Source organism: Bdellovibrionota bacterium, from assembly GCA_040386775.1.
Classification (GTDB): domain Bacteria; phylum Bdellovibrionota; class Bdellovibrionia; order Bdellovibrionales; family JAEYZS01; genus JAEYZS01.
In genome coordinates, this window is the sequence record JAZKEU010000003.1 from 52,513 (window position 1) to 64,297 (window position 11,785).

Consider the following 11,785-nt stretch of genomic DNA (forward strand, 5'->3'; position numbering starts at 1 on the left):
GCACTATTTACTTTGCTTTGCAAATGAATCAATAATGCGGACGTGGCCAAAATAGTTAATCTCAAATCCATAGAAGATAAGCGCGGAACCCTCGTTATTGCTCAAGACGAAATACCATTCTCAATTGCGAGAGTATTTTTTATTTACGGCACATCTGAAATGCGTGGTGGCCATCGTCACATAAGAAATCGAATGGGCCTTATCGCGCAGCAAGGAAGTGTGGAGGTTTTTTGTCAGAACAGTACGACTGAATCTTTGCATACACTGAGTAATCCGAGTCAGTGTCTTCTCGTAGATCCGGAAGATTGGCACACCATGAAATTTTCTAAGAATGCAGTCCTTTTGGTTTTAAGCTCTGAGAAGTACGATGAAGAAGATTACATAACGGATAGATACAGATGATTGATTATGAAAATCTAGCACGCTTGAACGCGCCTTTTGTTTCTGAATTAGAAAAAGCTTTTTCGGATGTGTTAAAGAGTGGTCAATTCATACTAGGGCAGCAGGTAACCGAGTTTGAGAAAGAATTCTCACAATATTTCGGTAGCAAATATGCAATCGGATTGAATTCAGGTTTAGATGCTTTAATTATCCCTCTGGTGGCTTTAGATCTACCAAAAGATTCAGAGGTTCTTGTTCCCAGTAATACTTACATTGCAACGATATTGGCAATTATGCAGGCAGGTTTAAAACCGATTCTTGTGGAGCCAGACATCGAATCTTATAATATCTCTCCGAAAAATTTAGCTAAGGCCATTACGCCACGCTCTAAAGCAGTAATGATTGTTCATCTCTATGGGAACCCATGTGAGATGGAAGAAATTGTAAAAATTTGTAAAGAAAATGATCTGACTCTTATTGAAGACTGCGCCCAATCTCATGGAGCAAGATTTAAAAATAAAAAAGTTGGTACTTACGGCATAGGTTGTTTCAGTTTTTATCCTACTAAAAATTTGGGAGCACTTGGAGACGCGGGTGCTGTCCTTACTGATGATCAAGTTCTTTATGAGAAGATTAAAAGCTTAAGGAATTATGGATCAAAAGTTAAATACCATAATGACTATATTGGTTACAACTCTAGGCTCGATGAAGTTCAAGCTGCATTTCTCAGGGTAAAATTAAGAAACCTTGATAAAATCAATGCACACAAGAAGAAGCTTGCTGCAATTTATCACTCTGAGTTGGATAACAAATTCATAAAGCCAAAAGTGGAATCTCACCTAGAGCACGTGTACCACATATACTGTATTCGCCATCCAGAAAGAGATAAGTTGAAGAGCTACCTTTTGGATAATGGGGTTAAAACAGAAATTCATTATCCGATTCCTCCTCATAAACAGGTTGGATATAAATTTTTATTTGAAAATCAGTCGTACCCACTAAGCGAAGAAATTCACAAAACTGTTTTGAGTCTTCCTATTTCTTACTTCCATATGGAAGAAGATATTCTCAAAGTATGTAATGCTTTGAACAAATTTTAAATTTATTTCATATGTACAACTTGATCGGCCAATTCGTGAAAAGAATCGCGATGAGTTACAATGCACAAGATACTAGTTTTCTTAAGCTCCCTAAAAAGATTGATAATTTCCTTTTCAGTATCTTTGTCTAAATTTGATGTTGCTTCATCTAGAATAAACACATCTGGGCGACGTAAAATTGCTCTGCAAATCGCGAGACGCTGCTTTTGTCCAGCTGAGAGTGGAGCGTGTTCGTTTAGAAATTGATTTAAGCCATCGTTCTCCGAATTAAATATTTTGCCCACACCAACTTTCTCTAGAATGCTGAACATTTCTGTGTCAGTTAATTTTCCATCATAACCATAAGATAAATTTTCACGAACTGTGCCAGGAACAAGGAATGGTTCGGGGCCGACATATCCTATTTTCTTAGAAAACAAAGTATAGGATTCAAAAATATCTTCATCGTTGTATTTGATGAGCCCCTCTTGGGGGCGAATGATTCCTAATAAAATGCTAAGCAGAGTACTCTTTCCTACTCCTGACTCGCCAACAATCACACAGCATTTTCCCTTCGTAAGATTTATGCTGATATTCTTAAAAAGATATTCACCTTTGCGGTATCCAAAACTAACCTTTTGAATATCGATATTGTTAATGGTAGCAGGCGCCTCAGTTTTTTCTAGAAGATTATTCTTTGTACGAATATCCTTTAAATAAAAATTAAAAATTGAAACGATATAGGGAGTTCTGTACTTAAAAGACGAATAAGCAGTGTGGAGTTCGCTCGAACACTGTGTGAAGCGAATAAATATATAGAAAAATGACAACAGTTTCATTGGCTCTGTTTTTAAAACACCCGTGCTAAAATAACTGATGGAAGATAGCGTGAGAAGTCCTAGAAAAACGGGAGCAGCTCCAAGTAGAGCGTCAGTTTTAAAATACGAATTAGAATGAACTCTATAGTTTTCTAAAGATTTGTTTGCTTCTCTAATTCTTTCGTCAATTTTATTATAAATTTTTAAGAGCAAATTATTTTTTAAAGAATTAATTATTTCGGAATTAAGAAACTCAAATTCTTGGGTTACGGCAATTCCATATTTTTCCGATAACCTAACTAATCTTAAAAAAGGATAGAGGAGAACAAACAATATAAATACACCGAGAATCATTTCAATCGGGGCTAAGTACATACCGAGAAGAAAAAACAATGTCCCCGAAAAGCTTGTAACGATCATATTGATCAGCAGCTGTATGAAGATACTTGATTGAGTAATGGCCTCTGAAAACAAAGAAACCACTTCTTTGGAGTTGATATTTTGACCTTCGCGAATTCCTAATGAAAATATTCGAGCCCTTTGCTCACAAGAGAATGTATTTTGGGCCACCATTCCTAAAAATGTTTTGAGAAAAAGCATGCCAGAGCGGATCAAGCCAAAGCTTAAAAGAATGATTGATGCATTCAAGACAGAGGGACTTACATGAAAAGGCAAAAAAGTTAAATCTGCTTTAACAAGTCCTATTGAGACTAAAAAGAATTGCAGAACGAAGACAAAACTAAAATCCGCTAGAAACCACAACATTCCAATTACAGTAGATGCTCCTAGATACGAAAGTACTTTGGGCCCTAGGAAAGCTTTGTAAATTTTTAATTGGTCAAACATTTTTAGCCTTTGTATTCTTAGTTTTTACTTCCCAATCGTAGGCTGTACGGCAAATAATTTCTAAGTTGTCATATTGAGGTGTCCACTGCAAAACCTGCCTCGCAGCACTAGCCTCCGCAACTACAGAAGGGCAGTCACCAGCCCTGCGAGGTGCCTCCTTAGTAGGAATAGAATGTCCAGAGACTTTCTTCATTGTGTTGATGACTTCTCTGACAGAGTGACCGCTACCATAACCGAGATTTAGGATTCTAGGTTTTCCATTCTTCAATAAGTATTCGAGGCCTGCGATATGAGCGCTTACGATATCCTCGACGTGAATATAATCTCGAACGCATGTTCCATCGGGTGTAAGATAATCACTACCAAAGACATACATACTCGCCCTTTTGCCTGAGGCAACCTCTGCTGCAATTTTAATTAAGTGGGTTGCATTTTCTGTAGCTTGTCCAAGTGTTCCATCTGTTTTTGCTCCAGCTACATTAAAGTAGCGGAAGATTATAGTTTTCAGATTTGATTCGAGAAGAGCTTTTTCAGTTAATACCTTAGATTCGCCATAGGGGCTAATGGGAGCTAATTTAGTATCTTCAGAAATAGGCTCGCTATTGGTATTTCCGTATACGGCTGCAGTGGATGAAAACACAAAATTTTTAATTTTATATTTTTCACAAAAATGAATTAAGTTGAGTGATCCGTGATAATTATTTTCTAAGTAGATGTCTGGTAGTCGAACGGATTCTTCTACTGAAGTTTTTGCAGCAAAATGAATTACGCTTTCGAAAGTATTATCTTTAAAGACTTTCTCTAAAGAAGTTTTGTCCAGTAAGTCCAATTGATAAAATTTAGCTTCTGAAGGGACAGCCCATTTGTAACCAGTGGATAGATTATCTATAACGATGACTTGGTAGTTCTTATCTATTAAAAATTTCGCGGTGTGTGATCCAATGTATCCAGCTCCGCCGGTTAATAAAACTGTACTTTTACTTGAGTTGGACATTTTATGTTCCAAAAATTTTTTCAAACACTGCTGGAAGTTTTTTAATTTCTTCTTTCATGTCGATATGATGGTTGCCAATAAATAATCCGTTTTGATCAATCCATTCTGCATTTGGTAATGCACCCGAGATTTCATAATCAAACCATTTGAGCACTTCGTTTTTGGCAAAGTTTCCAGCAACGATTGGGCGGCACTCTACTCCCAGTTCCGTAAGCTGATTTGCCAATTCAATTCGATTTATTGGAGAATTTTTCTTTAGAACAAGACTGAATCCAAACCAGCTGCTCTTGCCAATTTCTTTTTGGATGGTGAAGTAGGGATGGTTGTTAAAGAGTTCTTGGAAGATACTGGCGTTCTGCCTGCGCATGTTAATAAATCCAGGCAACTTTTTAAGTTGTTCTATTCCAAGAGCGCCTTCCAGCTCTAGAGGGCGCACATTGTATCCGGGAAGAACGAACTTAAATGATTCTTCGAAAGCGTTGTCACTTTTAGTTCCGGAGACGTGATTGTGCTTAGGCAGGTTTCTCGTCCAGCCATGAGCTCTCAAGCACAATAGAATATGATAAAGCTCCTCATCATCGGTGCAGACAATACCGCCCTCCATTGTAGAAATATGATGAGAAAAAAAGCTACTGAAAGTTCCCATAACCCCAAAGGTTCCGGTTTGCTTTTCGTTAAAAGTAGCGCCTAAAGATTCACAGTTATCTTCAATGAGAGTAATATCTTTTCCAGAAATCATATCGTTGATTTTTTTGAAATCATTTGAATTACCCAAAAGATTAACAGTCATAATAAGTTTAGTTTTCGGAGTAATTGCTTTTTCTAATGCTTTTAAATCAAAGTTTAAGGTATCGACATCTATATCAACGAATTTTAGTTTTAGACCATATTGATACAGCGGATAATAAGTCGTGCTCCAAGAAACTGCGGGAACAATAACTTCATCTCCCCGTTTAAGTGGATTATTTTTTTTATAGAATAAAGCAGCGACCATAAGAAGATTTGCAGTTGAGCCAGAACTGCACATTATGCTGTATTTGCTACCGAGGTATTTAGAAAAATCTCTTTCATAATTGGCTACTTGCTGCCCCATTGTGAATTGACCAGAATCAATCACGCGATGCATAGCCTGAATTTCTTTTTCATCCCAACTTGGAGAGGCTAATGGAAAATTGATTTTCATTTTGAAACCCCATTTTGCAAATAATAATCGTAAGTTTTCTTAATTCCTTGCTCGAGACTTGTTTTTGATTTCCAACCCAAACTTGCGATCTTTTCGATAGAGATTAGTTTTTGTTTCATGCCGGTGGGCTTAGTTAGGTCATGTTGGAAGTCGCCGGTATAGCCAATGACTTTCCCGGCGGCCTGATAGTAGTCATTCACTGAGTGATCATGTCCAAGTCCAATATTCATTACGTCCGGAATTTTTTTTATCATTGGAGCGAGATAAAAAATTGCATCAGCCAAATCTGCAGCATCCATAAACTCTCTTCTTGCTAAGCCGTCGCCCCATATTTCAATGGATGTTTTATTTGTTTTTGCTAAGTGTGTTTTGTGAATGATAGCTGGTACTAGGTGAGAGTGTTCTGGGTTGAATTTGTCGTGTCTTCCGTAAAGGTTGCAAGGAATCAAAGTTTTGTACTGAAAGTCTGGATGCTGATTGCGAATGTATTGGCAAAGTTTTAACCCAAGAATTTTAGCTAAGGCATAACCTTCATTAGTCGGCTCAAGTTCTCCCGTTAATATTTGTTCTTCTCTCAATGGATTCGACGCATTTTTCGGATACATACATGAGCTTGCAAGATTCAATAGAGAAGGAATCTTTGCTTCGTATGCTGCCATTATCAGATTTCTATTAATATCTGTATTTTCAACTAGGAATGATACTGGATTTTTAATATTTGCCTGAATACCGCCCACGCGTCCAGCAGCATGAACAATCAAATCAGGTTTAGTTTCGATAAGATAATTTTTAACATGATCATAATCAAAAAGATTCATCTGTTGTCTGGTTGGAGCTATAACTTTGAGCTCTTTTGTCTTGGGATGCTCGAGAAGGTTTTTTCCAACCATTCCAGTGCCGCCAGTAATCAATATCTTCATTGATCAAGCCTCAAAACTTTTTTAACTGAGCGTCCTTCTTTTTCAAGAATTGCCAACTTGTAATCTGTTTCTGTCATTTCTTTTACAAGCTCTGCAAAAGTTATTTTAGGTTCCCAGCCAAGTTGTTTTCTAGCTTTAGTAGCATCTCCAAGAAGTGTCTCAACTTCCGCAGGACGGTAATATTCTGGATCGATAGCAACGATTGTCTCACCCTTTTCATTTACTCCAACTTCGTTAGGTCCAGAACCTTTCCATTCAATTTTCATATCTAAATTTTTTGCAGTTGCATTGATGAAATCACGAACGCTATATTGCACTCCTGTAGCAATCACAAAATCTTCAGCCTTCGGTTGCTGCATCATGAGCCATTGCATTTCAACGTAATCTTTAGCGTGACCCCAATCTCTTCTGGCATCTAAGTTTCCAAGAAATAATTTCTTTTGCAAACCAAGTTTAATTCTCGCCATTGCTCTTGTGATTTTACGAGTTACGAATGTTTCTCCGCGCAGTGGGCTCTCATGGTTGAATAGAATTCCGTTACAAGCAAAAAGTCCATAGGCTTCACGGTAATTCACTGTAATCCAATATGCATAAAGTTTTGCTACACCATAGGGGCTGCGTGGGTGGAAAGGTGTTGTTTCAGTTTGTGGTGTTTCTTTAACCAAGCCATATAACTCTGAAGTAGAAGCTTGATAGAACTTTGTTTTTTCATTGAGCTTTAAAATACGAATTGCTTCAAGCAATCTTAGAGTTCCGATTGCATCCGAATTTGCTGTGTATTCAGGTGCTTCAAAAGAGACTCCAACGTGACTTTGTGCCGCTAAGTTATAAATCTCGTCAGGTTGAACATTTTGAACAATTCTAATAAGGCTTGAGGAATCGGTGAGATCTCCGTGATGCAAGTAAAAATTATTATTTGTTTCATGAGGATCTTGAAAAAGATGATCAATACGATCCGTGTTGAAAAGAGAAGTTCTGCGTTTCATGCCGTGAACTTCATAACCTTTTTGTAAAAGCAGCTCAGCTAAGTAGGCCCCATCTTGGCCTGTAACACCTGTCAATAAAGCGCGTTTTTTCACGAGATCTCCCAGTTAGATTTATGAGTCAATTTATGGTGTTATGAGCGTCTTCTGTCAATAAAAGAACGTAGTGTTTGAGAGGCTGCGCTCCACGAAAACCATTGGAGAAGGCGTGGAACCATTTTGGTGGCTTGAATAAAGTTTTTCTTAGTAAGTGCCGTGTAGAACATACGAATGAGAATCGAGAAAAACTCGCGTTTTATCAATCCTGAGCAACTAGGATATTGTTGTTCCATTGCAGTTTTTAGCTGTGTCATATATGCAGTGGCCTCAACAAACCAATGATTTTTTGGGTCAAAATAGAATTTTACAAAATCTAGAGGCAACTTCAAATCGAAGCGATTCTGTATGTAGGAATGAGAGACTTTGTAGCTTGTTTCCATTTGATTTCCTCTCTGAGCATGAGAAATACTTTCGTCATGGATGCGGTAACGAAGTAGTTTCTCTGGTAAATTTGAAATTTTGTAACGAAAAGAGACTCTTGTCCAAAGGTCATAATCTTCTGCGCTCTTGTATGCGGGTTGATATTGGAATGAATTGTAGACTTCTTTGCGTAGCATTACAGTCGGGTGAAGGACGCATACGCTTCTTGTAAGGAGGCAAAAAATGAAGTTTGGATCTGCAGGGACCTCTAAAGATCTATCAATTTCTTTACCTTTTTTATCAATAAACATAATATTGGTGCCTACAACGTCAATTTCAGGATGTTTATTCAGAAATTGAATTTGTTTTTCAAACCTATCTTTTTCGCAAATATCATCGGCATCCATTCTACAGATGTATTTATTCGAAGCAGCAGCGTTAATTCCTATATTAAGAGTGTCAATTAGCCCCTGATTTTTAGGATTATTAATAATTCGTATCCTTGAATCTTTAAAGGATTCCGCTATTTTCAGGCTAGAGTCGGAAGAACCATCATTCAATAAAAGCAGCTCAAAATCAGAAAAGGATTGATCCAAAACGCTTTCTATAGCGCGAGCTAAATACTTTTCACTATTATAAATTGGCAGTAGGACACTCAATTGACTCAAAGCTGTTTCCTCGTATAATCTTCTATTCCTTATAAATCCTGAGATCATAGTGAGGCGTCAATGAATAAATTTATTTACATGGATATTTACAGATGCGGAAAAGTTGCGCGTGTTGCTGTTAATTCTTTTGTAAAACACTATCCCGATTTAGAACTTCATCTTTTTGGGGTCGCCGATGACTTCTTGTGGTTAGAGGATATGAGTTCAAAGGGACGTCTTGTCTTTCAGGATATTTCTAGCGACTCTGCGCTTCTTAGACGTTGGGATGTACATGGGCATTGGGGAACTGCTCATCTTTGGGCGAAGTTGATCCAAACTAGAAGTGAGAAATTTCTTCTTCATCTTGATAGTGATATTATCTTCCGAGGTCCAGCATTGGACCCTATTTTTAAAGCGATAGATGAAGGTTTTGACCTTGTGGGTTCTCCTCGCAATTACAAAAATAATTTAAATAAACGTGATGATATCAGATATCTTCCAGATTTGGTTCAAACGGCGATTTTTGCGTTCAATCGGGAATTGGTGTCGCAACATGAGTTTGAAGAATTAGTAGAAATGGCTCGTGGGCATTACAATCCGCTAGGTCATCCTGTAATTGATTTTTTTGATCCAGTGATGTTCGAAATCCTTAAAAATGGTGGAAATATCTGCTACCTTGATGTTGATGATTTTGGCGGAACCCATAGAGAAGGACATCGCAACAATCGCCACACGGAATTGAATAACACTCTTGGCGATCTAGGAACTTTGTTCTGTCACTATTCTTCTGTGGGATCTGGTTTAAAATACTTTCATGATCCTCTAACTCGAGTTTTCACTCCTAAATTTTATGTTCAACATGGGCTTATGAGGTATTGGTCATTCTGCAAATTCTTTTATAATCAAGACCTTCCTGTAAATACGGATAAACAAAAATTTGAAAAAGTTTATGAAAAATATAAAAGTGAAATGTCTATTGGCGTGGATTTAAAAGCCATTCAAAATGATGTAGACTGGATGAAATTAGAAAAAAAATACAATCCAAACTTACTGGGCAATTTAAAAACTTCCTTAGGAATTTTAGCGGAAGTAAACAAAAAAATTTCCAAGAAATTAAAGAATAAAATGAGGGCAAGCTCTTGAACAAGCTCGTTGTAGTTAACTTAATTGGCGGTTTGGGAAACCAAATGTTTCAGTATGCCGTGGGTAAAGCTTTGGCAAAAAAGCTGGGAGGTACTCTCAAAGTTGACATCAAAGGATTTGAAACCTACTTTCGCTCTTACGATCTTAATAATTTTAAAATTTCTGCCGTAATAGCAACCCAAGAAGAAGTGTCTTTTCTCAAATCAAAAAATTTATTTTTTAAAACTAAACATGTTTATAAAGAAAAAACTTTTTGTTACGACTCAACTGTGTTCAACAATAAACTTCCAGTTTATTTAGAAGGATACTGGCAGTCGGAAAAATACTTTAAAGATATTAGGCAAGATTTATTGTCGGAGTTTCAGCCAAAAAATTCTTTAAGTGAATATTCCCAAGGAATTTTAACGAAAATAAGATCTTCTAAGAACTCTGTTTCTATCCATATTCGTAGAGGAGATTATTTAAAACCTCAGAATCAACAAGTGCACGGAGTATGTTCTTTGGAATATTACCAATCTGCAATTCAGACTTTATCGGACGAATTTGGACAGTCTTCATATTTTATATTTTCCGATGATATAGATTGGGCAAAATCCAATTTAAATTTAAATGGAGATGCTACTTTTATAGACGAAAATACTGGAAATCGTAGCTTCGAAGATATTCTTTTAATGTCTGCTTGCGAACATAACATCATTGCGAACAGCTCATTCAGTTGGTGGGGTGCTTGGTTAAATCAAAATGCCAATAAAAAAGTCATTGCTCCGTTAAAATGGTTTGCAACTCAAAAAATTGAGTCTCGTGATATTTATGCACAAGATTGGACGATAAATAGTCTGTGATCTTACTTGGAACAAAGACCTCGAACTCTTCCTTTAAAAGAAAAATAATGAAATTTTGATTTTTTTATATTGAGTTGTACAAAATAAAGTATGGCTCCCAATAATGGTCGTAACAGTGCAATTAGTCTTTGAATCACTGGGGTTTGATTTATTTTATGCACACGACCTATGCCAGTACTGTAACTGTAGGCACGCTTAAATTCTTTTTCAGTATACTCGGAAGTGACTTGTGGATGGTACATGGTCAGCTCGGGATAATAATAAGCATCAATACCCATTTTTAAAGCTCTAATGAGAAGGTCGGTTCCTTCTCCGGCCCCGTAAGGAGTTGGAGCTCCAACCCCTAAAGATTCATTGAAACCTTTCAGTTTTATGAATAAATTTTTATTTATGAATATCGTTGCTTCAACGGCGGTACTCCAAACATTCCAAATACTTATTTTCGTATAGAGTGCATTAAAACCAACTACGCTCGTAATTCCATTGGAAGAAATACATTTCCCTGTTATCAAAGACCTTTCTTTGATGAGGTTAATCGCTTGATTCAGTGTATCTTTAAAGTACATACAATCATCGTCTGGGAAGGTTAATATATCCCCAGTAGCTAATTGGGCTCCGACGTTCCTTGCGTTAGACGCTCCAAGAGGCGCTGTCTTAATATGGTGGATTTTTAGTTGAGGATACTTATCAAGTATATTTTTTAGATCTAATTTACTGTTCTGATCGACGACAATAGTTTCAAAATTACTGTAAGTTTGCGTACAGAGGCTTTGAAGCATTTTATCCAGCTCAATTTGCCTGTTAATGGTGGGGATAATAACTGAAATCTTCATAAAACCTCATACTAGATACTATTAAATAACCTGTTGAGTTCGCAACGTATATTCGTGCAAAATTAAAGCCTTATATTATAAAATTGATTTCGGATTGAGTGAGATGATAGTTTTAATCCATCACAAATTATAGGGTAGTTCATGTTAAAAACATATGGTAAGCAGTTTGCGCTTTTGTTAAAAATATTTGAAGTAGCATTAGTATTTGCAATTTGGTTTGTAAGTTATCATCTAAGATTTCACGTATTCGACTCTCTAGGTCACAGCCAAGAAGATTTATTTTTAAGAGCAGGTGTTTTACTTAGCTTAATTACAACTTATTTTTATCATAAAGGCGGGCTATATAATTCCTATCGTCTTGAGGGTAGAAGAAGTGAGGCTTTTGCAATTTTAAAAGCAAATATTTTCTCTCTTTTAGCATTTACAGTTTTTCTATACTTCTTTGCGGAAATCAGACTCTCTAGAGTTTCTATTTTTACTTATTTCTTTTTATCCAATTTCTTAATTATTTCATACAGAATGATACTTAGAACGTTTTTCAGAAAGCTACGTCGTCACGGTAAGAACTTGAGATATGCGGTTATCGTTGGTCACGGCCAAACTGTTGAGGAGTACGTTCAGAGAATCTCTGGATTTAAAGATTCAGGTATTCGTTTT

General features: G+C 36.7%; 12 protein-coding genes. 5 read left to right on the forward strand and 7 right to left on the reverse strand.

Going from position 1 to position 11,785, the window contains the following annotated elements; translation table 11 throughout:
• Positions 1 to 42 precede the first annotated feature (42 nt).
• Both V4596_01205 and V4596_01210 read left to right on the forward strand, forming a co-directional pair.
• Positions 43 to 402, forward strand: coding sequence for an FdtA/QdtA family cupin domain-containing protein (locus V4596_01205; protein ID MES2767735.1), 360 nt, complete (start codon positions 43 to 45; stop codon positions 400 to 402).
• The gene (locus tag V4596_01210; GenBank protein MES2767736.1) at positions 399 to 1,481 is read left to right on the forward strand and encodes a DegT/DnrJ/EryC1/StrS family aminotransferase; all 1,083 of its coding nucleotides are present in this window, start codon (positions 399 to 401) and stop codon (positions 1,479 to 1,481) included. Before V4596_01205 ends, V4596_01210 begins: the two co-directional genes overlap by 4 nt.
• Before the next feature lie 2 nt (positions 1,482 to 1,483).
• Here the strand turns inward: V4596_01210 and V4596_01215 are convergent, their stop codons facing one another.
• From V4596_01215 to V4596_01240, 6 genes are read right to left on the reverse strand one after another with little or no spacing between them, the layout of a single operon-like run.
• Complete coding sequence (locus tag V4596_01215) at positions 1,484 to 3,124, reverse strand: ABC transporter ATP-binding protein (protein ID MES2767737.1); 1,641 nt, start codon at positions 3,122 to 3,124, stop codon at positions 1,484 to 1,486.
• Positions 3,117 to 4,118, reverse strand: coding sequence for a UDP-glucose 4-epimerase GalE (gene galE, locus V4596_01220; protein ID MES2767738.1), 1,002 nt, complete (start codon positions 4,116 to 4,118; stop codon positions 3,117 to 3,119). Before galE ends, V4596_01215 begins: the two co-directional genes overlap by 8 nt.
• 1 nt (position 4,119) lies before the next feature.
• Complete coding sequence (locus V4596_01225) at positions 4,120 to 5,301, reverse strand: DegT/DnrJ/EryC1/StrS family aminotransferase (protein ID MES2767739.1); 1,182 nt, start codon at positions 5,299 to 5,301, stop codon at positions 4,120 to 4,122.
• Positions 5,298 to 6,221 (reverse strand): GDP-L-fucose synthase, encoded by a 924-nt coding sequence (locus V4596_01230; protein ID MES2767740.1) that lies wholly within the window; start codon positions 6,219 to 6,221, stop codon positions 5,298 to 5,300. Before V4596_01230 ends, V4596_01225 begins: the two co-directional genes overlap by 4 nt.
• Positions 6,218 to 7,300 (reverse strand): GDP-mannose 4,6-dehydratase, encoded by a 1,083-nt coding sequence (gene gmd, locus V4596_01235; protein ID MES2767741.1) that lies wholly within the window; start codon positions 7,298 to 7,300, stop codon positions 6,218 to 6,220. The genes V4596_01230 and gmd overlap by 4 nt, the downstream gene beginning before the upstream one ends.
• A 38-nt stretch (positions 7,301 to 7,338) precedes the next feature.
• Positions 7,339 to 8,331: a glycosyltransferase gene (locus tag V4596_01240; protein MES2767742.1), complete on the reverse strand. Its 993-nt coding sequence runs from the start codon at positions 8,329 to 8,331 to the stop codon at positions 7,339 to 7,341.
• A gap of 60 nt (positions 8,332 to 8,391) precedes the next feature.
• On the opposite strand from V4596_01240, the gene V4596_01245 reads away from it, so the two are divergent.
• Together V4596_01245 and V4596_01250 are read left to right on the forward strand one after the other, a co-directional pair.
• Entirely contained in the window at positions 8,392 to 9,453 is a 1,062-nt protein-coding gene (locus V4596_01245) for a hypothetical protein (GenBank protein MES2767743.1), read from the forward strand.
• Positions 9,450 to 10,295, forward strand: coding sequence for an alpha-1,2-fucosyltransferase (locus V4596_01250; GenBank protein MES2767744.1), 846 nt, complete (start codon positions 9,450 to 9,452; stop codon positions 10,293 to 10,295). Before V4596_01245 ends, V4596_01250 begins: the two co-directional genes overlap by 4 nt.
• A 2-nt stretch (positions 10,296 to 10,297) precedes the next feature.
• On the opposite strand, the gene V4596_01255 is transcribed toward V4596_01250, so the two are convergent.
• Entirely contained in the window at positions 10,298 to 11,128 is an 831-nt protein-coding gene (locus V4596_01255; GenBank protein ID MES2767745.1) for a glycosyltransferase family 2 protein, read from the reverse strand.
• Between the two features lie 141 nt (positions 11,129 to 11,269).
• On the opposite strand from V4596_01255, the gene V4596_01260 reads away from it, so the two are divergent.
• The coding region (locus V4596_01260) for a hypothetical protein (protein MES2767746.1) at positions 11,270 to 11,785 on the forward strand (516 nt) is incomplete at its 3' end.

What these genes read in the sequence shown, in the direction of transcription:
- galE (MES2767738.1), bottom strand. Translation starts at nt 4,118, where the DNA reads ATGTCCAACTCAAGTAAAAGTACAGTTTTATTAACCGGCGGAGCTGGA.
- V4596_01215 (MES2767737.1), bottom strand. Translation starts at nt 3,124, where the DNA reads ATGTTTGACCAATTAAAAATTTACAAAGCTTTCCTAGGGCCCAAAGTA.
- V4596_01255 (MES2767745.1), bottom strand. Translation starts at nt 11,128, where the DNA reads ATGAAGATTTCAGTTATTATCCCCACCATTAACAGGCAAATTGAGCTG.
- V4596_01230 (MES2767740.1), bottom strand. Translation starts at nt 6,221, where the DNA reads ATGAAGATATTGATTACTGGCGGCACTGGAATGGTTGGAAAAAACCTT.
- V4596_01245 (MES2767743.1), top strand. Translation starts at nt 8,392, where the DNA reads ATGAATAAATTTATTTACATGGATATTTACAGATGCGGAAAAGTTGCG.
- V4596_01210 (MES2767736.1), top strand. Translation starts at nt 399, where the DNA reads ATGATTGATTATGAAAATCTAGCACGCTTGAACGCGCCTTTTGTTTCT.
- V4596_01225 (MES2767739.1), bottom strand. Translation starts at nt 5,301, where the DNA reads ATGAAAATCAATTTTCCATTAGCCTCTCCAAGTTGGGATGAAAAAGAA.